The sequence below is a fragment of the Megasphaera hexanoica genome (genome assembly GCF_043520715.1).
GTDB lineage: Bacteria > Bacillota > Negativicutes > Veillonellales > Megasphaeraceae > Megasphaera > Megasphaera hexanoica.
Window position 1 is genome coordinate 663,141 of the sequence record NZ_CP171361.1, and the last position, 21,510, is coordinate 684,650.

Here is a 21,510-nt window from a genome sequence, read left to right on the forward strand (position 1 = left end):
ATACTATGTTTACAAAAAAACTGAAAAAGGCTGCCCTGGCAGCGGCGGCAATTTGTACCATCGGCGGAGCGGCCTTTGCGGCGACACCGCAGCAGACCTATATGGATGCAGTGAATACGATGAGTACCCATCCGGAAGGGACGTATACGACCCAGGTGAAGATTGTCATGCCCTTTGTTGGTACCGTTACGGGCCATCAGCAGGCGTTTATCCAGCTTGAACCAGAAGCAAAAGCCCGTTTCGACACGTGGGCGACAAGCAGCCAGGGCGGGGACAGTGAAAAAGTTTCCGGTTACATGGAACAGGACGGGGCCAGACTGGTCATTTATTATCCCCAGACAGAACGGAATAAAAACAAGTCGTCCAAAACAGTATGGAAGAAAGCATCCATACCTCTGAAAGACGGCCGTTCTATGGCAGAAATCATTCGTCATGAACAGCACAAAGATGTCCTGAATGGCGTTAAATCGGTGACGGCCCTCGGCGGTGACCGGTATAATGTCGTCTATGATATGTCCCGCATTTATAAAGATGGCGACGAAAAGGAATGGGAAAAACAGGGACTTACGAAAGCGGAGGACCGGGAACTGTTGAAATCCGTTCTTCTGGCTCTGAAGGACAGTGGCGATGTATCGGCCCAGCTGACCATTGACCCCCGTTCCCACCGGATTACCCATGTCTCGGTACCGCTGACGGCACAGATGCGGTCTGTCACATCGGCTATAGCCGATAAGGCAGCAGATTATGCACCGGACAAGAAAGCGGAACTGGCTATGGCCAAACAGTTTGCCATGAATAGTACGGTATCTTTTGACTGTGACTGGTCTCTGCTGCCTCAGGGGATTGATCTCACTGTACCAGAATCAGTTAAGAAAAAAGCGGTAGAAGATAAAGATGGCAATATTCTCGTGCTTCAGGTCGGCGACCAGAAATAATATATGCTTTTTGCCAGGCATATAGTGTATATTTTTATCGTTATTTTGAAAAATTCTTGTCAAAGAAAATCGATAGTTATTGACAGATAGCCCAAAATAAAAGAAAATAATAGTAAGTAGTTTGAGCGGATACAGCACGAACCCAAATATGTATAGGAGGTAAGAAATTGGCTAAGAAGGAAAAACTTCTTGTAATTCCTCTGGGAGGCCTGGGTGAAATCGGTAAGAACATGACCGTTATCCAGTACGGCGATGATATTGTTGTCATCGATGCCGGGCTGGCATTTCCTGACGATGACATGTTCGGTATCGACCTGGTCATCCCCGACATGAGTTACTTGATTGAAAACAAAGATAAAGTACGGGCTATTGTCATTACGCATGGTCATGAAGACCACATCGGCAGCTTATCCTATCTGCTGAATGAAGTGAATGCGCCTGTATACGCGACGAAACTCGTCTGCGGTCTCATTGAAGGAAAGTTAAAAGAAAATCATATTACAAATTATCAGTTAAACGAAGTGCATCATGGAGATGAAGTGCAGATCGGCTGTATGAAGGTGGGGTTCATTCATACGAATCATTCCATCCCCGATGCGAGCGCTCTCTACTTCCGTACGCCTGTAGGTACCATTGTCCATACGGGTGACTTCAAGATGGACCTGACACCGGTAGACGGACTGCCTATGGATATCCACAAATTTGCCGACCTGGGCCGCCGCGGCGTACTGCTTCTCATGTCAGACAGTACCAATGCGGAACGGCCGGGGTATACGGAGTCGGAAACAACCGTCAGTGTCGCCTTCCGCAAAGCCTTCGGCGAAGCGAAAGGCCGGATTATCCTGGCGACATTTGCATCCAACATTTCCCGTATCCAGCAGGCTATCAATACAGCCGTACTGTTCAAACGGAAAGTTACTGTCCTCGGGCGCAGCATGGTCAATAACGTGCAGATTGCCATTGATCTGGGCTACCTGGAAGTACCGGACGGCGTGCTCATCGAACCGGATGAACTGAACCGCTATCCAGCCGATCAGGTGCTTATCCTGACGACGGGCAGCCAGGGCGAACCTATGGCCGGCCTGTCCCGTATGGCATCTAATAATCACCGCAGCGTCAGCATCATGCCCGGTGATACGGTTATTATCTCGGCAACGCCGATTCCAGGCAATGAAACCGGTGTGGGCCGGACTATCGATAACCTGATGAAGCTGGGCGCTACGGTCATTGCCGGTCGGGATAAAAGAATGCATGTTTCCGGCCATGCCAGTCAGGAAGAATTGAAGATCATGCTCAGCCTGATCAAGCCGAAATACTTCATCCCTGTCCATGGTGAATACCGCATGCTGCGGAAACACGGGGAACTGGCCGTACAGATGGGAGTGGCGAAAGATCACGTCCTCATCGGCGATAACGGGCAGATTTTCGAATTCTCCAACCGTTCCGGCCATAAGACGGGCCATGTCAATGCCGGACGCGTCTTTGTCGATGGCCTCGGCGTCGGCGATGTAGGTAATATCGTCATCCGGGACCGGCAGCAGCTGGCTATGGAAGGCGTTGTCATCGTCGTCATGACCCTGGCAAAGGGCACGAGTCATGCTCTGGCAGGCCCGGATATCGTATCCCGTGGATTTGTCTATGTCCGGGATTCAGAAGAACTCATGCGTGAAGCCCACGAAAAAGTAGCAGCTGTACTGGAACGCTGCGAAGCCGGTAATATCCGCGAATGGGCTGTCATTAAGTCGCAGGTCCGGGATACGCTGAGCCGCTATCTCTATGAAAAAACACGGCGGCGTCCCATGATTCTGCCTATCATCATGGAAGTATAGCCTAAATTGCATACAGCAGGCAGCGGAGGTTTATGCCTCCGCTGTCAGTTTTGATAGCCCTTTTATCTGGAAGGAGTGGAACTCTATGGAGCAGACACGTGCCGGTTACTGGACAGCAGGCGTCTTCTTTGCTGCTTTGCTGCTGATCATGGCGCTGCTGGCCCCGCTGGTGCCGGGACTGCCCTTTATCGGAGCTTTGATTCTTATATTTTACTTGCCGGTCCTGTGTGTCCAGTATGGACTTCCAGTGGCATTGCTACTGGCGGCCGGTCCTGTGCTGGTCCTGGCTTTTATGGCCTCTCCTGTGCTGGCGGCGCTGCAGTGGGGCATCCCGGCTGTTATGGCCTTTGCTGTAGGAACCGGGTATAGCCGCCGTATCGCCCCACTGCGCATCTTCGGATTTGTGGCAGGCGGCATCATCGCCCTTGCCCTGCTCGCCTGTCTCGGTGTGACTGTCATCGGAAAGGTACCATTATACGATATGCTTCAGCAGATTGTGAACCAGGCAGCCGATGAAGCCGTAGCGTATTATATACAGAGCAATCCCGCTTCGGCCCAGGTAGTAGCTGTCCATCAGGAAGTCGAAATGCTGAAGAAGACCATTCCCGTCATGATACCACTTCAGGTCTGCATGGGAATTCTCATGACGGTCTACCTGCAGATCCGCATTACCCAGCCGGTCCTGGCACGCAAAGGCTATAATATTCTGCCCTTTCCCCCTATCCGGCTTTGGGAAATTCCACGGGCTATGGTATACTTATATATACTGGCTATGGTCATGAAATACTGGGGGACGTCCCGGCACATTGACTGGCTGAATATACTGGCCGTCAATGCCGATCAGCTGGCCTCATTTTTTATCTGTATTGAAGGACTGGCTTTTATTCTGTACCTGCTGCAACACCGGCTTGTGTTAAAATCGGGATCGCAGGCTATGATAGTCATCCTCGTACTCTTTGTCCCCATATTCCAGATTGTGGCGTTTATTTTCGGACTCGCGGATATGCTGCTCAATTACCGCAAAAAACGGGAAGCCATGTAACCGCAGGAGGCGGGAATATGTTTAAAAAATTATTAACCAACCGCAATGAAGAGACCTTTATCGGCGTCGTGCTGGTACTGCTCCTGATCATTGCCTTTTACAACTGGATTATTGCGCTCCTTGCCGGCATTGTCATCGGCGGCGTCTATGTTCTGACGCATAAGACCAATACGGAACGGAACAGGGAAATCAGCCAGCTTTTCGATGCGATTTCCCAGAGTGTAGACCAGGCATCGACCTATGCCGTCCAGAATCTGCCTATTGGCATCGCCATTGTCGATATGGAATCGAGCCTGTGCTGGGCTAACAGCGTATTCCGAGACTGGGTCGGTGATATCGAAGACGATCAGCGGCTGGATTATATTATGCCGAACCTCAATATCGACAAATTCTGGGGGAAATTCGGTTACTTTTTTGAACATATTGGCAAGCGCTATTATCGCGTAGTCTATAAGTATCTGCAGACAGAGGGATCGGAAGAAGACAACTATCTCATATTGTATTTTGAAGATATCACGGAAACGGAACAGCAGAAAATGAATTGTCTGGCTGCAATGCCTGTCTTTTGTGATATCGCCATCGATAATATGGAAGAAGTTGGTAAAGGCATGACGGCCGTACAGCAGGCGACGCTCTGGACCAACGTCAACAATTGTCTGATTGATGCGCTGACAGCACACAATGCGTTTGTCCGTTCTTATGGCAATGACAATTATATAGCCTGCCTGAGCCGGGAAGCGCTGAATACGCTGAAGGAAGATAATTTCTCCTTCTTGGAACAAATCCGTTCTATCCATACGGTCAACCGCATACCCGTTACGGTCAGCATGGGGATAGCCGCGTTTTCTGAAGATATTGTTACACAAGGAAAGGCCAATTTCAACGAACTGGCGGACAAGGCTCATTCCGGACTCGACCTGGCCCTGGGGCGTGGCGGCGATCAGGTCGTCGTCTATGAAGAAGATGGGACCGCGCATTTTTATGGCGGAAAGACCCGGTCTGTAGAAAAAAATACCCGCGTCCGTGCCAGAGTCGTATCTCAGGCTATCAGAGAACTCATTGAAACCTCTGATCTGGTGCTCATCATGGGCCATGAACGGGAAGATTATGACAGCATCGGCGCCGCTATCGGCGTAGCACGCATGGCAAAAATCGGGGGCAAACCGGTTCATATCGTCATCAGCCGCCAGACGGAAGCCATCAGCCGGATTGAAAAGGAAATCCGCGACGTGCCGGAGTTTAAGGACCTGCTCATCACGGCCGATATGGCCGAAGTGGCCTGCAATGACCAGACCCTGCTGTTCATCGTCGATACGCACCGGCCGGATATGACCGTGGCACCGCAGCTTCTCGATAAGACGGAACGGCGTGTCGTCATCGATCATCATCGCCGCAGCAGTGATTTCATCAAAAAACCACTGCTCGTGTATACGGAACCGTCCAGTTCCTCGACGAGCGAACTGGTGACAGAATTACTGCAATATTTTGACGAAGACCCGGAACTGCAGAAAATCGAAGCGACCGCCCTCTATGCTGGCATCGTCGTCGATACGAAGAATTTTTCTGTCCAGACGGGTGTGCGCACCTTTGACGCGGCTGCCTATCTGCGCCGCTGTGGCGCAGATCCGGATATTGTCCGCGAATTGTTCAGTTCTGATTTTGATTCGGTCAAACTTAAGGCACGGCTGCTGTCGGAAGCGCGCATTGCTGATGGTATCGCCATGACGAGCTGTCCCAAAGAGGTTCCCAACGCTCAGATCATATCCGCCCAGGTAGCCGATATGCTGGTCAATATTACTGATGTAGAAGCAGCCTTTACATTTTATGAATTACCCGATAATATCATAGGTGTCAGCGCCCGTTCCAAGGGTGATATCAATGTGCAGCTCATTATGGAAGCCATTGGCGGCGGCGGCCACCGCACGGTCGCCGGCGTACAGCTCAAAGGGCGCACGCTCATAGAAGCACAAGATGAAGTCATGGATGCCATCCATGAAGTACTCGATAAAGGGAGAGATACAGTATGAAAGTAGTATTATTACAGGATGTAAAAAAATTAGGTAAAAAAGGCGATATCATAGAAGTATCCGAAGGCTATGGCCGCAATTTCCTGCTGCCCCGCAAATTGGCTGCACCGGGAACATCCGGCAATATCAACGATGCCAAACAGAAAAAGGCTGCCGCTGTCCACAAGGCACAGGTCGCTTCTGATGAAGCCCTTATCCTTGCCAGCCAGCTGAAAAAGGTAGAACTGACGATTCCTGTCCGCGTCGGAGAAGGTGGAAAGATTTTTGGCGCTATTACGGGGAAAACAATCAGCGAAGCCGCTAAAGCGCAATATAATATCGATTTAGACAAGAAGAAAGTAGAAATCAAGAATCCGATTAAAGCTTTGGGAACGTACGATGTCGTGATTCATGTCCATCCTACTATTTCCAGTGAAATTAAAATTCATGTCGTAGAAGAATAATTCCTGAGGTCAGCCTATGAAAGAATTACTGGATAAGCTGCTGCAGCGTCATAAGTATCTGGAACCGACTGCGGAAGAAGAACTGCGCCGTCAGGTGAATGTCCTGTACGGTGCCTTTACCGGCCTGATCGGTCCGGAAAAGATGGTTCTCCGGGCCAGCAAATATTCGGCTTTGGCGTACGTTCATTCGGAAGACCCCCGCCGTCGTATCGTCGGGCTGCAGCGGCTGGTCTATGAAGATGCGTCATATGATAAGGTGCCTTCTGATGACGAAGTTGTCGATGTCCTGAACGAGCTGGAGAATGTGCTGGCAGAAATGCTGGCCCGTCAGGCCGTGGAAGAACGGCTGGAAAAGAAAATCAGTCAGCGCATGGAAGAAAAGCAGCAGGAGTACGTACAGGAAATCAAAATGGAGCTCATCAAGGAGGAACTCCACGATGTGGAAACACCGCAGACGAAAAAAAGCTGGACGATCTGCAGCATCTTGATTCCATTCATCTGACAGAATCGGTCATGCAGCGCGTCCGGCCTAAAACGCTTTCAGCCATTGTAGGTCAGGACCGGGCTGTCGAAGCGATGGAAAGCAAGCTGGCATCGGTGTATCCCCAGCACTTGCTCCTGTACGGGCCTCCCGGCGTGGGAAAAACGACGGCAGCCAGAATTGTCCTGAATGAGGCAAAAAAGCTGCCTTTTACGCCCTTTGGACCAGATGCGCCCTTTGTCGAAACGGACGGGGCGACACTGCGCTGGGATGCCCGCGATATGACCAATCCGCTCATCGGATCGGTCCACGATCCCATCTATCAGGGTGCCCGTCATGACCTGGCTGAAACGGGGATTCCCGAACCAAAACCGGGACTGGTGACGGAAGCCCACGGCGGCATTCTGTTCATCGATGAAATTGGTGAAATGGATCCCATGCTGCTCAATAAACTCCTGAAAGTACTGGAAGACAAGCGGGTCCGCTTTGAATCAGCGTATTATGATGAAACGGATCCCCATATTCCGGCGTATATCCGCAAATTATTTGCCGAAGGAGCGCCTGCTGATTTCGTGCTCATCGGTGCGACGACGAGGGATCCGTCAGAAATTAATCCGGCTATCCGGTCCCGGTGCGCCGAAATATATTTCGAGCCCCTCGTGCCGGCTGATATCCAGCAGATCGTCACCAATGCGGCACAGTCCCTGGGTGTTACCATGGAGGACGGTGTAGCCGAACTGATTAGTACCTTTACTATTGAAGGGCGGAAAGCCGTCAATATCCTGGCCGATACGTACGGTCTGGCTGTCTTCCGCTCCGGCAGCAATGATCATGTCGTACTGACGAAAGAGCTGGTAGAGAGGGTGGCCCAGATCAGCCGTCTCGTCCCGTATGTGACCGAAAAAGCGTCATCCCTTCCAGCTGTGGGCAAAGTCTTTGGACTGGGCGTAGCCGGTTTTCTCGGTTCCGCCATCGAAATTGAAGCTGTTGCCTATCCGGCCCGTACGCCGGGAAAAGGGTATTTCCGCTTCAATGATACGGCCGGCTCCATGGCCAAGGATTCCATGTTCAATGCCGCCGCTGTCGTACGCCGCATAACCGGTAAGGAATTGTCTGATTACGATGTCAATGTCAACTTCGTTGGAGGTGGCAACATCGATGGCCCCTCGGCGGGTTGTGCCATCACGACGGCACTGATTTCGGCAGTTACGGGGAAAGCGGTCCGACAGGACATTGCCATGACTGGCGAAATTTCGATACAGGGACTTGTCAAGCCCGTCGGCGGTGTGTTTGAAAAAGCATACGGAGCTCGCCAGGCTGGCATGAAAGGCATAGTGATTCCCGAAGAAAATCAGCGGGATATACCGGAGCATCATCTGAATCTTCAAATTTATAGTACCCGCACCATTGAGGAAGTCCTCGATATCATGCTTGTAAAATAGGGGAGAATAGTATGGAACAACGGATTCCGCCGCAGAATGTCGAAGCAGAACAGGCCGTACTCGGCGCCATGATGCTCGACCATAATGCTGTCGTCACGGCTATGGAAGTCCTGCAGCCCCATGATTTTTACCGGGAAATACACCGGACCATTTTTGAGGCTATGGAAAACCTGCACCGTGAAAATAAGGAAATCGATCTGATTACCTTACCGGAAGAGCTGCGCCGTATGAAAAAACTGGATGCAGCAGGCGGTCTGGAATACGTCCTCAGTCTGCCCAATCTGGTGGCAACGGCAGCCAATATTGAATATCATGCCAATATCGTCAAAGACAAGGCAATGACCCGTGATCTCATCACGACATGTACGGATCTGACGACAGAAGCCTACGATGGAGAAAAAGAAGCAGACGAACTCATAGACGATGCGGAACGAAAAATATTCCACCTCGCTGAAAATAAAAAAAGCGGCGACTTTGATCCTGTCGGAAAAGTCGTCGAAGACACGCTGGATAAGATTTCCAAGCTTTATGAAAATAAAGCCGGCCTGACGGGGCTGCCTACGGGATTCCGGGACCTTGATAAGCTGACGTCGGGCTTGCAGCCATCAGACCTGATTCTCATTGCAGCCCGGCCGAGTATGGGCAAGACGGCCTTTACGCTGAATATTGCCCAGAATGTCGGTGTGCGTCAGCATAAGACGGTCGCTTTTTTCTCTCTGGAAATGAGCAAGGAACAGCTGGTGCAGCGGCTGCTGTGCCAGATTTCCCATATCGATTCCCAGAAGCTCCGGACAGGCCAGCTCAATACGGATAAGGACTGGGCCCAGCTCACCGATGCGTGTGACAAATTATATCAGGCGCCGATTTATATCGATGACACGCCGGGGATTTCCGTATCGGAAATGCGCTCCAAGGCGCGGCGGCTGAAATCGGAACACGGTCTGGATTTGATTATCGTCGATTATCTGCAGCTCATGCAGGGACGGAATTCAGAAAGCCGCCAGCAGGAAATTTCAGAAATTTCCCGCTCACTAAAAGCGTTGGCGAGAGAGCTGAAAGTACCTCTTATCGCCCTTTCCCAGCTCAGCCGCAGTGTAGAAAGCCGCCAGGACAAGCGGCCCATGCTCAGTGACCTCCGCGAATCGGGGGCGTTGGAACAGGATGCGGATATTGTTGCCTTTCTCTACCGGGAAGATTATTACGATAAGGAAACAGAGAATCAGCATATTACGGAAGTCATCGTGGCCAAACACCGCAATGGCCCGACGGATACGGTTAAACTCTACTTCCGTGGCGAATATACGCTGTTCCTGAATCTGGACCCGACTCACGAATAAAAGATATTTTGCTTTTACCCATATACCCAGACGGGGCTGTAACAACACGGTTCTTTCCATGTTGCTACAGCCCCGTTTTGGCATGTACGATATCGAGATTGCGCAAGAGAATCTTTTTCCCCCGCCAGGAAAAAGGCCGGTTCCCGTAAGTTGTGCGGAACTGGCGGTTCGTAAGTGATTCTATATCTTCTTTCCGCAGCATCGTAAGGCGGTTTTGACGGAATTCCACTATGGGAGTTATGGGAACACCCTTATTATGGGGACAGACCCGCTGACATTCATCACAGCCGAAGATGAGCGGTGTCCTGGCTATAACCTCCATTTCCCTATCGGTAAGGAGTTCCTTCTTCTGGGTAAGATAGGATTTGCAGAGATGATAGTCATATGTTCCCTCCGACAGGCAGCCGCCAGGGCATATGCGCTGGCAGGCACCGCAATGGAGACATTCCCTGTCCATAGGAGCGTCCGGTGTGAGAGGCAGTGTTGTCAGGATGGCACCGATAAAGCAGTACGATCCATACACGGGATGGATGAGACATTGATTGTCACCTACAAATCCCAGACCGGCCTCTACGGCCAGCAGCCGTTCTGTGAGAGGGGATGTGTCAGCAATACAGCGCTGTGTACCGCCATACGAGGTCAGGATAGCAGACAGCTTTTCCAGATAGGCCGGGACGATGAGATGATAATCTTCGAGCTGACAGTAGAGCGAAAGATTCGTCTTTTCTGTCTCTTTGTTGTAATAGGGAAACAGAATGACGACGGCGGCCTTGCAATCCGGTAACAGAGACGTCAGGTCATAGCGCTCCATTCCCTTTCCCGATGCCAGCGGACAGACGGGCTGCTCTGTTTCCGGAACGGGCAGATGGGCGCTGGCGATGCCGGTACAGGTAAGGCCGAGCCTGCGGGCGGCGTCTTTTATGAAATCAGTGTTCATGGACTGCTTCTGATACCGGTTCTTCCAGTTCCGGCGGCAGGATCATCCCTTCTACGGACAGGGACTCTGTGGGAAGTGTATCGGCAGCCAGTGCCGGCGTGTGGCGGAGAATATAGTCATGAGCCGTTATATAGCAAATGCCCAGATGGCTGTCCATGGCCTGGCAGGCTTCGTGTGTGTCTTTGTTTTCCAGGGCATGGACAATCCGCCAGTGCTCTTCCGCTGCTTCGGCACAGCGGCTGCGGCGGCTGTATAAAGAATTAATGCCGGTCCGTTTGATTTTATCCCGCATTTCTTCAACGAGACGGCGCAACATCAGATTGCCGCTGGCGACGATGATCGTGTTGTGGAACTCCGTATCGGAACGGATGAATTCCTGATAATCCGGTGCCGCCTGGGTCTGCTTATACTTAAACAGCTGCTGCTGCACCGTCTGGCGCAGGACTTCCAGATGGTCGGCAGAGATATGTTCGCAGGCCAGCCGTACGGCAAGAATTTCCAGGGCTGTCCGGATCTGGAAGATGTTTTTCAGATCCTGCATACTGAGCCCCTTGACCAGGATACCCCGCTTGGGAATATACTGGATCCAGCCTTCTTTCTGCAGCTGCAGTGCAGCCCGGCGGACAGGCGTGCGGCTGATTTGAAGTTCCGCGGCCAGCGTGCGTTCGCTGAGCATCTGGCCATTGACGTAGGTCTGATCGAGAAGCCGCTGTTTCATCGTACGGTAGACCTGCATCTGTAAGGACTGATTTTTGTATTCCATAACTATATCAACCCCTTTGTGTTTAATGAGCTATCAGTATTATATCATATCCCACAATAGTTTGTTAACCAGTGGTGGCTGTCTTTGGCATATCCAGAGATGGCAGGCTATGGTATAATAAGGGCGTCGGGGGATGTGGGATGGGAGGCTGAATCATGACCAGGGAAGAAATATCGCAGCATTTCGGCTGCGGTACAGTGGAACAAGCATATGAAAATTCCAAATGGTTTTCTGTCTTTATGCAGCTTCTGTTTACGGGCGTCGGCATTTATTTCTTCTGGCTCATGCTGGCAGAAACGACACTGGCAGCCAAGCTGGATAACATAGCCGTCCTGATTTTTTGTCTCTGGCGTATCGACCGGCAGCGCGATGTCATTTGTTACGTCACGGCAAAGGGGCTGGTCGTCCGGCGGCAGTTCATGTCTCTGGAAGAGTTTTTTGATGAACAGCTCCATCCGGACCGCAATCTGGTGTTTATCCGCTATGAAGATATTTTTGAAATTTCCGACAACTGGAAGGAAATACAGCTCGGAGCGGCAGAAGAAGGCGGCCTGGCCGTACTGCCCGTTCATCTGCAATTCCTTCCCCGGCAATATAAGCAGGAAATCATGGACCGTATTAAAAAAGAACAGGAAACGGATGATAAGGACGATAAAAAGGGATGATAGGCGTTTCTGTTTAACTATGTGTTATTGCATTATCCTGACCTGAACTATGATAATTCCGTATACCTATTTTACTTTATTATTTTAATAAAATAAAGTAAAATATAGGCATTGATGTTTTACTTTATAGTCCTTGAACAGGATGTGGGGGAGCGATCAGATGAAACATTGGCAGAAATATGCCGCAATAGGCATGACGGCTGTACTGGCTGCCGGTCTTATGACCGGTTGTGGCAGTGATAAAAAAGCAGAACAGGGTGCATCAGGAGAAAAAAATAAAATCGTCATCGGTCTCGATGACAATTTCCCGCCTTTCGGATTTCACGATGAAAGCGGGGAACTCGTCGGCTTTGATATCGATATGGCAAAAGAAGCGGCCAAACGCCTGGGCATTGAAGTAGAATTCAAACCGATAGACTGGGATAGCAAAGAAACGGAATTGAACAGCAAGAAAATCGATGCCATCTGGAATGGCCTGTCTATTACACCGGAACGGGAAAAGAATATCCTCTTTTCCCGGCCGTATGAAAACGGGCCGCAGATTCTCCTCGTACGGGCCGATTCTCCCATCCAGGGAAAAGCGGACCTGGCAGGCAAAATCGTAGGCACGCAGCAGGGCAGTACCGGTTTGGAAGCCATCAACCAGGAACCACAGCTGCGTGATTCCTTCAAAGAACTCAAGCAATATTCGGATAATGTGACGAGTTTCATGGATCTGGAAGTCGGACGTATTGATGCCGTCGTCGTAGCCAAGACGACAGCCGCTTATTTTATGCAGAAGAACAAGGCGAACTTCCGCATCATCGATGTAGGATATCCGGATATCCCCAGTGGCGTCGGCATGCGCAAGGACGATACGGCACTGAAGGCAAAACTGGATAAAGTGCTGGAAGACATGCATAATGACGGTACGAGCAAAGCCATCTCGGAAAAATGGTTTGGCATTGATATTTCGATGTAATAAGGAGGATATGAAATATGAACTTAAAAAAAGTAATACTGGCAGGCACGCTGGCAGTCACGACGGCAGCCATGATTACAGGTTGCGGCGGACAGGATAAAAAGGCAGCAGACCAGAAGCTGCCTGATAAAATCGTCATCGGCCTCGACGATAATTTCCCGCCTATGGGATTCCGCAATGAAAGCGGCGAACTCGTCGGCTTTGATATCGACTTGGCAAAAGAAGCGGCCAAACGGCTGGGTGTGGAAGTAGAATTCAAGCCCATTGACTGGGACAGTAAGGAAGCGGCCTTACAGAGCAAGCAGGTAGACCTCCTCTGGAATGGCCTGACTATTACCAAAGACCGTTCGGAAAAGATAGCTTTTTCCAAGCCGTATATGAAAAACGCTCAGCTTCTCGTCGTGCGGGCGGATTCCCCGATTACGGACCGGGCTGGTCTTGCCGGAAAGATTATCGGTACCCAGGAAGGCAGCAGTTCTATTGATGCTCTGGATAAGAATAAAGAATTTGAAAATTCCCTTCAGGAAGTCAAGAAATACGGCGATTTCGTCAACGCCTTTATGGACCTGGAAATCGGCCGGACTGACGGTGTCCTCGTCGATAGCGTAGTCGGCCGCTATTACATGACCAAGAAAGAAGGAAAGTTCAAAGTCATCGATGATAAGATGGGCGATGAACAGTTTGGCGTCGGCATGCGCAAGGACGACAAAGTGCTTCAGGATAAGCTGAACGACGTCTTGAAACAGATGACAGAAGATGGTACAATGACTAAGTTGTCCGATAAATGGTTCGGGGAAGATATTACGATTCCCGTTAAATAGTGTATAGTGTTGCTGTATCTGGTGGAGGGGCCGCCTGTGTCTGGGCGGCCCGCTTGTTTGTCCTGACACAGGTACATAGTAAGGGAGTGCCTTATGGAGTATTTATTGCATATCGTGCCTGCCGTAGCCGTGGGGCTGCAGGTTACGCTGAAGATTTTCATCATTACTATTGTGCTCAGCCTGCCTCTCGGGGTGGTCATGGCTATAGCCCGTATTTCAAAAATCAAGCCCCTCAGCAAGTTTATGGGAGCCTATATCTATATCATGCGGGGCACGCCGCTCATGCTGCAGATCCTCTTTATCTATTATGGCCTGCCTTTTATCATCGACGGTCTGAAACTGGCGGACTTCCCGGCAGCTATCATCGCCTTCGTCTTTAACTACGCCGCATATTTCGCTGAAATTTTCCGCGGCGGCATCCAGTCTATTGACAAAGGCCAGTATGAAGGGGCTAAAGTTCTGGGTATGACCTATGTCCAGACCATGCGCCGCATCATCCTGCCCCAGGTCGTAAAACGCGTCCTGCCGCCGGTGGCGAATGAAACCATCAACCTGCTGAAAGATACGTCCCTGGTCTATATCCTGGCCATGAATGATATCCTGCGCATTACCCGGTCCATCGTACAGCGCGATTTTGATACGACCGCCTTTATCGTAGCCGCCGTCTTCTATCTCTTCTTTACGTTTATCCTCACCAAGGTATTTAGTTATCTGGAAAAACGCTTTGCCGTATACGATGAATAGGAGGCACTACGATGAGTTTTATTGAAATGAATCATATCCGTAAACAATTCGGGAATCTGGAAGTACTGAAAGATGTGACGCTGCATATGGAACGCGGTGAAGTCATTTCCATCATCGGTCCATCCGGCAGTGGCAAGAGTACTTTCCTGCGGTGTCTCTGTCAGCTTGAAACCATCAATCGAGGAGAAATCATCGTCGATGGACAGTACATGGTCAAGACGCCGGAAGGCAGCCAGCGCGCCGTCTACGAACCGGCTTCCCGTGTACGGGCCATCTGCCGCCGCATGGGCATGGTATTCCAGCATTTCAACCTTTTCCCCCACATGACGGTCCTCGATAATATTCTCGAGGCTCCCCGTGTCGTCAAGGGAATGAAGACGAATGAAATCCTGCCTATAGCTGAATCACTCCTCAAACGGGTCGGCCTGTGGAGTAAGAAGGACGCCTATCCGTCCCAGCTTTCGGGCGGACAGAAACAGCGTGTGGCCATTGCCCGGGCTCTGGCCATGCAGCCGGATATCATGCTCTTTGACGAACCGACATCGGCACTCGATCCGGAGCTGACCGGAGAAGTACTGCGGACTATCAAGCAGCTGGCCGATGAAGATATGACCATGATCATCGTGACCCATGAAATGGCCTTTGCCAAAGAAGTTTCCGACCGGGTCCTGTTCATGGCAGACGGTATTGTCCAGGAAGAAGGAAATCCGGAACAGATTTTTGAACATCCGCAGAATGAACGGACCCAGAGTTTCCTGAAATCCATGCTGCGCTTTTGATCAAAGCTGCACTGTATATTTTAGATATATGGTGCAGTTTTTTATTTCTCCCACGGATTCCGGTATTTATGATATAATGGAAAGGTAAACAATTCGAACGAAAGGCTGTGGTATTATGATGAATCGGATTACCTTGCCGTCTGGCCTTGTATTGGATATGTCCCACCTTTACGGGCCGGATGCCTTGATAACGGAACGAGAAGTGGAAGAGTTTGCTCCTGTCTATCAGAAAGCTCACTCTGTCATGATGGAATTGCGCCAAAAGGGAACGGTTGCCGGCCACCTTTCTAAAGATGGGGAACCGGAAGCGGTACTCTTTCCGCAGCTGCCGTATATTGCAGAAGGCAATATCAATAATCCTGAACGCATCGTGGCATTGGAAGAACTGGGACGGACGGTGCGCAACCGCGTCGATGCCGTCGTATTCTTCGGCATTGGCGGGTCGTATCTGGGCGGCAAAGTCCTGTTTGATGTCCAGTGCGGCGAATTCTGGAATCTTAGGAGCCGGAAAGAACGCAACGGATACCCTAAGGCATTTTTTGCCGGCAATAACGTCGATGCCCATAAGTTGTCCGGCCTGATCCAGACAATGCGTGCAGAAAGTACGGGACAGCAGGATTACACGGTCATGGCCGTCGTTATATCCAAATCGGGATCTACCATCGAACCCATGTCGAATTATATGATTTTCAAAGAAGCCATGGAAGCTGCGGGGATTTCTATGGAAACCGTAGCCGTCACCGATCCCCATGAAGGAGAAAAGGAAACGCTGCTGCATACGCTGGCCCGTGAATCGGGCTGGCCTATCTTCTACGTACCGGACGGCATCGGTGGCAGGTTCAGCGTCTTTTCCGAAGTAGGACTCATCGTCGGAGCCCTTACGGGATTTGATATCCGGTCCTTCCTTGCCGGTGCCCGTGAAGCGGATCAGGCTGTCAAAAGCGATGACATCACGAAAAATCCGGCCCTTCTCAACAGTGTCCTGAAATTCCTGGCCGGAAGCCGCCATGGGAGAAACCTGGAAGTTCTCATGCCCTATGCCGACAATCTGAAATCTTTATCCGAATGGTATATCCAGCTCCTGGCAGAATCACTGGGTAAACGGCTGAATAAAGAAGGGCAGGTCGTCCATTATGGACGGACGCCGATCGTCGCTGTCGGTACGACGGATATGCATGCCCAGACGCAGGAACACCAGGAAGGCCCCCAGGACAAAGTCGTCCAGTTCGTCTCCATCGAAAAATGGCCTGATGATCTCGTCGTTCCCCATACGTACGATTCCTTTGCCAAGCTGGCTGCCTTCAGCGGCCTGCCCTTGAGCCGGATCCTGGAAGCGGCGCGCCGGGCTAATGAAGAAGCCCTCATTGGAGATGGCCGGCCCAGTGCCAATTTCATCCTTCCTGAACTGAACGCCTTTTATCTGGGAGAGCTCATGTTCCTGCTCTGCTGGTCCATTGCCTATGAAGGGGAATATGCCGATGTCGATGCCTTTAACCAGCCGGGGGTAGAAATATACAAACGCTATCTGGGGCAGCATCTGGCAGAAATGAAAAAATAACGGGTTCGTTCCCGGCTCCGCCATTAGGCGTAGATCTGATGTCTTTCGTTTAAATTTGTAGTGAAAGGTGTACTGTGTATTATGAATATTCTCGTTACCGGGGGTGCCGGATATATTGGCAGCCATACTGTAAAAGCATTATTGGAAAAAGGTCATTCCGTAGTCGTACTGGACAATCTGTCCCGGGGACACCGTCAGGCCGTACCAGCAGACGTGGAACTCATTGAAGAAGACATACACCATCTGGAACGGGTAAAACAAATCCTGACAGACCGGAAAATCGAAGGGGTCATGCATTTTGCCGCCCACAGCCAGGTAGGGGAATCGATGGTCAAACCGACTATCTATTATGACAATAATATAGTCGGTTCCTATTACCTGCTGGAAGCGGTCCGCCAGGCCGGTGTGCCTTATATGGTTTTTTCATCTACCGCTGCCGTATATGGGGAACCGGAACAGACTCCCATTACAGAAGATATGCCGTATGCGCCGACCAATGTCTATGGACAGACAAAATTGATGATCGAACACATGCTGGCCCAGTTCAGCCGTGCCTATGGTCTGCGGTATGTGGCCCTGCGTTATTTTAATGCCGCCGGAGCCGATGCAGATGGCAGAATCGGGGAAGATCATACACCGGAAACCCATCTGATTCCGTTGATTTTGCAGACGGCTTTGGGACAGCGTCAGAGTATCAAGATTTTTGGTACGGATTATCCGACGGCTGACGGAACCTGTATCCGTGATTATATCCATGTAACGGATCTGGCCGATGCCCACGTGCGGGTCCTGGACTATCTGGCCCGTGGCGGCCAGTCCCAGTATTTCAACCTGGGAACCCAGCACGGCATGAGTGTGCGCCAGATGATCGAGACGGCTAAAAAGGTAACGGGCCGCGACTTTGCCGTAGAAGAAGCGCCCCGCCGTGCCGGTGATCCGGCCGTACTCATCGCAAGTTCGGAAAAGATTCAGGCCGTAACCGGCTGGCGTCCTGTCCACAGTGATGTGGAACACATCATTGCCGACGCCTGGAACTGGCACCGTACGCATCCGGAAGGATACGGGGATGGGAAATAGGCTGTCCGCATATAGTCACCTTGTTTGGAACATTTTAGTTCATCACGCGAAAACATGGCTCCCGTATGGAGTAATCCTGGCATGTCTGACAGGAATCTGGTTTTGGTGGGATGGACCGGCATCAGATCAGAGCGTAGTAGTACGGGAGACGAAGAATCATACCGATTCTCCGCCTCCTTCTTTTTTGCATAAAAAAGCCGGTCCCCCTTCAAAAGGAGAAGGAAGGTGTATCCACAGCCTGGCGGGCATCCGGCGGACAAAACCACTGGCCGATTTATTTGAGTCGCCAGTTGCCATGGAGACTGCGGGAAAAGAAGCAAAAAAGGAAGATAATCCGGAACAGAAGAAAAAACAGAACGGCAGAGAGAAAGAGAAACTGTCCCGGCCGGTACCGCTGCCACAGGTACTGGGAGTGCTGGAAGAAGGAGGCCGGCGTCTTATCCTGCTCAGCAATGGATTGCGGTCACAGGCTTGTGCGGCAGGAGAATCGTTTGATTCCTGGCAGATTGCTTATATTTCCCACGGTGTAGCAGGTCTTTCGAAAGAAGGTGTCATTCATGAAGTGTATTTTTAAGACAGGGAAGACGTGGCTGCCACTGAGATTTCTGGCCATGGGGATGATGCTGATGGGATGGCCGGTACAGGCGGAAGCTCTCGATGTCCGCGTTCATGAAGCTCCGGTCCGTACCGTTCTGGCCGGACTGGCACGCAGTGCTGGAATCAACCTGGTCATAGACGACACAGTGGATGGCACGGTGACGATGGAGCTTCATGATGTACCGGCAGAAGAGGCAATCCGCGTATTGGCGGGCAGCCAGAATCTGTTGTACCGCACGGACGGGGCCATTGCCTTCATTACGGCAGGAAGAGCTCATGATCAGGCCAGGAGCTGCTATACCTGGAAACTTCATCATGCCGATCCGGACAGTGTGCGTCAGGCGGCAGAAGCGATGGCAGGGTCTGGTCATATCGGCTATCACAGCGATACCAATGCTCTCGTCCTTCATGGCTCGGCCCAGACTGCAGCGGCGGTAGACCGGCTGGTGCAATCCCTCGATGTGCCGGTGCGGCAGGTCAGTGTGGAAATAGAATTCCTGTCCCTTCAGACCGATGCCGTCAAAGACAGGGGGATTTCCTGGGACTGGACGGCCATGGAAGGCGGACCGGGCCACCGGTCTTTTCTGTATACGGGCCAGCTGCGGGCGCTGGAAAGCAAGGGTAAAGCCCGGGTCCTGGCCCGTCCTCATCTTATGGCACAGAATGGGCGGGAAGCGCAGATCCTCATAGGGGACCGCATCCCCGTCCTGACAGAACACGTGACCGATGGGGAAGTGTCCCGCACGACAGAATATGAAGATGCGGGCATCAAGCTGAGCTTTACGCCGCGGATTCATGAGGATGGCAGTGTGACTGCCCACATCCGGGCCGAAGTGGGAACGCCTATCCTCGTACCGGAACTCAAGGCCTACCGGATTACGACGCGCCGGGCCGATACGGACGTCTGTATGCAGCCCGGGAGGGACCTGCTCATCGGCGGCCTCATCAGCCGGGAGGAAATCAATAATCTGCGCAAAGTCCCCATACTGGCAGACATCCCTGTCCTGGGAAAGTTATTCCGGTATCACTACACATCAAAAAAAGAAACGGAACTGGTCATCCTCATCCGGTCCCGCGCAGCATCATCTTCCCCGGAATCGGTTCGTTGACAGGCCGTATGGAATCTGCTACCATAGATGTGTTTTCAGCAGAAAGGGGATAGGAACAGATGGAAAAAATACTATGTGTAGCATTGGGAGGCGGCATCGGGGCGGCCTGCCGGTATATACTGACGGAACTGTGCAACATGCATGGAGGGGCATTTTTTCCCTATGGGACAGTACTGGCTAATGTTATCGGGTCTTTTCTGATCGGCGTCCTGTTTGTTTTTTTCAACAGCCATTCCTCTCTTTCACCGCTGGTCAAACTCCTTTTCGTAACAGGCGTTCTCGGAGGATTCACGACCTTTTCTACATACAATATGGAACTCCTGACTATGGCCCGGACCGGCGAATTTACCTTTGCCCTGCTCTATCTGGGACTCAATGTCATCGGCGGTTTTGCGGCCTGCTGGCTGGGATACGCAGCCGGCAATGCCATCGTCTGATGGTATGATACTAGTTTCTATATAAATGTATTATCCAGGGACATCAAAAAAGACTGACCCGGAAGATCAGTTACTTCCGACGTCAGTCTTTTTGCGTTTTGCTTGTTAGAATTCCGTTTATGCCGCTGCCTGTTCTTTTTTTTCTCTGGCAGTGTAGATTATCGTGCCGAGGACGAAGCCGATGATGAACGGGATAATCCAGCCGAAACCGTACGTAGAAAGCGGTGTGGCAGCGACGATAGCTTTGGCAAAGCCGAGGCCGGAAAGACCGGGCAGGGATTCGAGGAGTGCGTATATCGTCACCAGATAGACCGATCCCTTGTAAGCACCGTCATTGGGGATGATGCGGACCAGGACGCCCAGAACCAGCAGAGCCAGGCAGGGCGGGTAGCAGACGCCGAAAATCCAGCCTACATAAGTGACGATGCCGTCTACGCCAAGAAGGGCCGTAAGCGCGGAAAGAATACAGCAGACGATGGCTACCTGACGATAAGAGAAACGGCCTGTGGCCTGGCTGGTGAATTCGGCTACGGCTGCAATCTGGCCGATAGCCGTCGTCAGGCAGGCCAGTACGACGGCTATGCCCATGGGAATCATGACGGCACCGCCTACGCGCTGGATAATCGCTACCAAAAGTTCAGCCCGGCCGATAGACTGGGGATAGTCACTGCTGACGCAGGCTCCCATGTAGAGGAGGGAACCGTAAATGATGAACAGCAGAACAAAGGCGATGATGCCGCAGCCGATGAGGCAGCGGTTGCGCTGTGCGACCGTCGTATATCCTTTGGCGTTGATGGAACTGATGAAAACAGCGGCCATAATGAAACTGACCAGTACATCGCCTGTATTATATCCGCCCAGGAATGCGTTGACAAAGGAATTGGGAACAGCCGGATCAATGGGTGTTCCTATGGGGCTGGCGACGCCCATAATGGCGATGACGACCAAAATCAGGGCCAAAAGAGGCGTCAGGTATTTGCCCATCCGGTCCATTACGTTGTTCTTATCAGCGGCGAAGAAGAATGAAATAATGAAATATACGATGACGAGAGGAATGAACGGTGCTGATGGAACATTGCCCTGGATACCGAGCTGGATAGCCGTGGCACACGTGCGGGGGATGGAAACGAAGGTGCAGACCAGCATCAGTGCGGCCAGCAGGATGTTATAGGTGTATTTGCCGACATGATCGGTAATGGCGTGTACATCTCCGTTGAGGCCGATGACGATGAGTGTGAAAATGGGAAGGAAAATCCCTGACAGGGTCAGACCGGAAAGACCGGCCAGGTAGGCCGACCCGCTGTTGAGACCCAGCTGGGGCGGGAAAATCAGATTGCCGGCACCGAAGTACGTAGCAAAGAAGGCAAAACCCAGAATGCATACATCGCGGAAGCGGATAGAATGAAGAGCAGACATGATAAAACCTCCTGAAATACGTATACAAAGAGAGCCGGCAATGACACCGTATACAGGCATTACCGGCCCTCTTTGGTCGAAGTATACTTTTTTAGTGGTCCTGGTACGAT

Annotated in this window: 19 protein-coding genes and 1 pseudogene; 17 read left to right on the top strand and 3 right to left on the bottom strand. The window is 51.3% G+C overall.

What is annotated here, in order from left to right; genetic code table 11:
• Positions 1 to 5 precede the first annotated feature (5 nt).
• The 7 genes and pseudogenes from ACGTIC_RS03065 to dnaB all read left to right on the top strand — a co-directional run bounded on the left by ACGTIC_RS03065 (position 6) and on the right by dnaB (position 9,536).
• A complete protein-coding gene (locus ACGTIC_RS03065; RefSeq protein WP_059077019.1) occupies positions 6 to 935 on the top strand; it encodes a hypothetical protein in 930 nt (309 codons plus the stop codon).
• A gap of 167 nt (positions 936 to 1,102) precedes the next feature.
• A complete protein-coding gene (locus ACGTIC_RS03070) occupies positions 1,103 to 2,764 on the top strand; it encodes a ribonuclease J (RefSeq protein WP_059077018.1) in 1,662 nt (553 codons plus the stop codon).
• Between the two features lie 85 nt (positions 2,765 to 2,849).
• The gene (locus ACGTIC_RS03075) at positions 2,850 to 3,806 is read left to right on the top strand and encodes a DUF2232 domain-containing protein (RefSeq protein ID WP_059077017.1); all 957 of its coding nucleotides are present in this window, start codon (positions 2,850 to 2,852) and stop codon (positions 3,804 to 3,806) included.
• Between the two features lie 17 nt (positions 3,807 to 3,823).
• Positions 3,824 to 5,833, top strand: coding sequence for a DHH family phosphoesterase (locus ACGTIC_RS03080; protein WP_113855346.1), 2,010 nt, complete (start codon positions 3,824 to 3,826; stop codon positions 5,831 to 5,833).
• Positions 5,830 to 6,276, top strand: coding sequence for a 50S ribosomal protein L9 (rplI, locus tag ACGTIC_RS03085; protein WP_059077015.1), 447 nt, complete (start codon positions 5,830 to 5,832; stop codon positions 6,274 to 6,276). The genes ACGTIC_RS03080 and rplI overlap by 4 nt, the downstream gene beginning before the upstream one ends.
• A 16-nt stretch (positions 6,277 to 6,292) precedes the next feature.
• Positions 6,293 to 8,199: pseudogene (gene lonC, locus ACGTIC_RS03090) on the top strand (Lon family ATP-dependent protease).
• Positions 8,200 to 8,210: 11 nt separating this feature from the next.
• Positions 8,211 to 9,536 (top strand): replicative DNA helicase, encoded by a 1,326-nt coding sequence (dnaB, locus tag ACGTIC_RS03095; RefSeq protein ID WP_113855347.1) that lies wholly within the window; start codon positions 8,211 to 8,213, stop codon positions 9,534 to 9,536.
• Positions 9,537 to 9,600: 64 nt separating this feature from the next.
• Here dnaB and ACGTIC_RS03100 read toward each other — a convergent pair whose 3' ends face one another.
• Both ACGTIC_RS03100 and ACGTIC_RS03105 read right to left on the bottom strand, forming a co-directional pair.
• Positions 9,601 to 10,473: an epoxyqueuosine reductase gene (locus tag ACGTIC_RS03100; RefSeq protein WP_113855348.1), complete on the bottom strand. Its 873-nt coding sequence runs from the start codon at positions 10,471 to 10,473 to the stop codon at positions 9,601 to 9,603.
• A complete protein-coding gene (locus ACGTIC_RS03105) occupies positions 10,463 to 11,236 on the bottom strand; it encodes a GntR family transcriptional regulator (RefSeq protein ID WP_070807769.1) in 774 nt (257 codons plus the stop codon). The genes ACGTIC_RS03100 and ACGTIC_RS03105 overlap by 11 nt, the downstream gene beginning before the upstream one ends.
• Positions 11,237 to 11,391: 155 nt before the next feature.
• Between ACGTIC_RS03105 and ACGTIC_RS03110 the strand changes: the two genes are divergently transcribed.
• From ACGTIC_RS03110 to crcB, 10 genes are all read left to right on the top strand, one after another.
• Positions 11,392 to 11,901, top strand: a complete 510-nt coding sequence (locus ACGTIC_RS03110; protein ID WP_059077011.1) for a hypothetical protein — start codon at positions 11,392 to 11,394, stop codon at positions 11,899 to 11,901.
• A 160-nt stretch (positions 11,902 to 12,061) separates the two neighbouring features.
• Positions 12,062 to 12,862, top strand: a complete 801-nt coding sequence (locus tag ACGTIC_RS03115) for an amino acid ABC transporter substrate-binding protein (RefSeq protein ID WP_113855349.1) — start codon at positions 12,062 to 12,064, stop codon at positions 12,860 to 12,862.
• 17 nt (positions 12,863 to 12,879) lie between these two features.
• On the top strand, positions 12,880 to 13,683 hold the full coding sequence (locus ACGTIC_RS03120; protein WP_075581879.1) for an amino acid ABC transporter substrate-binding protein: 804 nt from the start codon (positions 12,880 to 12,882) through the stop codon (positions 13,681 to 13,683).
• Between the two features lie 93 nt (positions 13,684 to 13,776).
• Positions 13,777 to 14,427, top strand: coding sequence for an amino acid ABC transporter permease (locus ACGTIC_RS03125; RefSeq protein ID WP_059077008.1), 651 nt, complete (start codon positions 13,777 to 13,779; stop codon positions 14,425 to 14,427).
• 11 nt (positions 14,428 to 14,438) lie between these two features.
• Positions 14,439 to 15,206 (top strand): amino acid ABC transporter ATP-binding protein, encoded by a 768-nt coding sequence (locus ACGTIC_RS03130; RefSeq protein WP_059077007.1) that lies wholly within the window; start codon positions 14,439 to 14,441, stop codon positions 15,204 to 15,206.
• A gap of 118 nt (positions 15,207 to 15,324) precedes the next feature.
• Positions 15,325 to 16,764, top strand: coding sequence for a glucose-6-phosphate isomerase (locus tag ACGTIC_RS03135; RefSeq protein WP_113856506.1), 1,440 nt, complete (start codon positions 15,325 to 15,327; stop codon positions 16,762 to 16,764).
• 81 nt (positions 16,765 to 16,845) lie between these two features.
• Positions 16,846 to 17,841 carry a UDP-glucose 4-epimerase GalE gene (gene galE, locus ACGTIC_RS03140; RefSeq protein WP_113855350.1) on the top strand — a complete coding sequence of 332 codons (996 nt, stop codon included), beginning with the start codon at positions 16,846 to 16,848 and terminating at the stop codon, positions 17,839 to 17,841.
• Positions 17,831 to 18,415 carry a hypothetical protein gene (locus tag ACGTIC_RS03145; RefSeq protein ID WP_113855351.1) on the top strand — a complete coding sequence of 195 codons (585 nt, stop codon included), beginning with the start codon at positions 17,831 to 17,833 and terminating at the stop codon, positions 18,413 to 18,415. The genes galE and ACGTIC_RS03145 overlap by 11 nt, the downstream gene beginning before the upstream one ends.
• Positions 18,399 to 19,547 carry a type II secretion system protein GspD gene (locus tag ACGTIC_RS03150; protein ID WP_257536625.1) on the top strand — a complete coding sequence of 383 codons (1,149 nt, stop codon included), beginning with the start codon at positions 18,399 to 18,401 and terminating at the stop codon, positions 19,545 to 19,547. Before ACGTIC_RS03145 ends, ACGTIC_RS03150 begins: the two co-directional genes overlap by 17 nt.
• A 59-nt stretch (positions 19,548 to 19,606) precedes the next feature.
• Entirely contained in the window at positions 19,607 to 19,984 is a 378-nt protein-coding gene (crcB, locus tag ACGTIC_RS03155; RefSeq protein WP_113855352.1) for a fluoride efflux transporter CrcB, read from the top strand.
• Between the two features lie 117 nt (positions 19,985 to 20,101).
• On the opposite strand, the gene ACGTIC_RS03160 is transcribed toward crcB, so the two are convergent.
• Positions 20,102 to 21,400 carry a branched-chain amino acid transport system II carrier protein gene (locus tag ACGTIC_RS03160; protein WP_113855353.1) on the bottom strand — a complete coding sequence of 433 codons (1,299 nt, stop codon included), beginning with the start codon at positions 21,398 to 21,400 and terminating at the stop codon, positions 20,102 to 20,104.
• Positions 21,401 to 21,510 lie beyond the last annotated feature (110 nt).

Bases quoted from the DNA above. Each gene is read 5' to 3' on its own strand.
- ACGTIC_RS03065 (WP_059077019.1), top strand. From the start codon at position 6: ATGTTTACAAAAAAACTGAAAAAGGCTGCCCTGGCAGCGGCGGCAATT.
- ACGTIC_RS03075 (WP_059077017.1), top strand. From the start codon at position 2,850: ATGGAGCAGACACGTGCCGGTTACTGGACAGCAGGCGTCTTCTTTGCT.
- ACGTIC_RS03080 (WP_113855346.1), top strand. From the start codon at position 3,824: ATGTTTAAAAAATTATTAACCAACCGCAATGAAGAGACCTTTATCGGC.
- rplI (WP_059077015.1), top strand. From the start codon at position 5,830: ATGAAAGTAGTATTATTACAGGATGTAAAAAAATTAGGTAAAAAAGGC.
- dnaB (WP_113855347.1), top strand. From the start codon at position 8,211: ATGGAACAACGGATTCCGCCGCAGAATGTCGAAGCAGAACAGGCCGTA.
- ACGTIC_RS03100 (WP_113855348.1), bottom strand. From the start codon at position 10,473: ATGAACACTGATTTCATAAAAGACGCCGCCCGCAGGCTCGGCCTTACC.
- ACGTIC_RS03105 (WP_070807769.1), bottom strand. From the start codon at position 11,236: ATGGAATACAAAAATCAGTCCTTACAGATGCAGGTCTACCGTACGATG.
- ACGTIC_RS03110 (WP_059077011.1), top strand. From the start codon at position 11,392: ATGACCAGGGAAGAAATATCGCAGCATTTCGGCTGCGGTACAGTGGAA.
- ACGTIC_RS03115 (WP_113855349.1), top strand. From the start codon at position 12,062: ATGAAACATTGGCAGAAATATGCCGCAATAGGCATGACGGCTGTACTG.
- ACGTIC_RS03120 (WP_075581879.1), top strand. From the start codon at position 12,880: ATGAACTTAAAAAAAGTAATACTGGCAGGCACGCTGGCAGTCACGACG.
- ACGTIC_RS03125 (WP_059077008.1), top strand. From the start codon at position 13,777: ATGGAGTATTTATTGCATATCGTGCCTGCCGTAGCCGTGGGGCTGCAG.
- ACGTIC_RS03130 (WP_059077007.1), top strand. From the start codon at position 14,439: ATGAGTTTTATTGAAATGAATCATATCCGTAAACAATTCGGGAATCTG.
- ACGTIC_RS03135 (WP_113856506.1), top strand. From the start codon at position 15,325: ATGAATCGGATTACCTTGCCGTCTGGCCTTGTATTGGATATGTCCCAC.
- galE (WP_113855350.1), top strand. From the start codon at position 16,846: ATGAATATTCTCGTTACCGGGGGTGCCGGATATATTGGCAGCCATACT.
- ACGTIC_RS03145 (WP_113855351.1), top strand. From the start codon at position 17,831: ATGGGAAATAGGCTGTCCGCATATAGTCACCTTGTTTGGAACATTTTA.
- ACGTIC_RS03150 (WP_257536625.1), top strand. From the start codon at position 18,399: ATGAAGTGTATTTTTAAGACAGGGAAGACGTGGCTGCCACTGAGATTT.
- crcB (WP_113855352.1), top strand. From the start codon at position 19,607: ATGGAAAAAATACTATGTGTAGCATTGGGAGGCGGCATCGGGGCGGCC.
- ACGTIC_RS03160 (WP_113855353.1), bottom strand. From the start codon at position 21,400: ATGTCTGCTCTTCATTCTATCCGCTTCCGCGATGTATGCATTCTGGGT.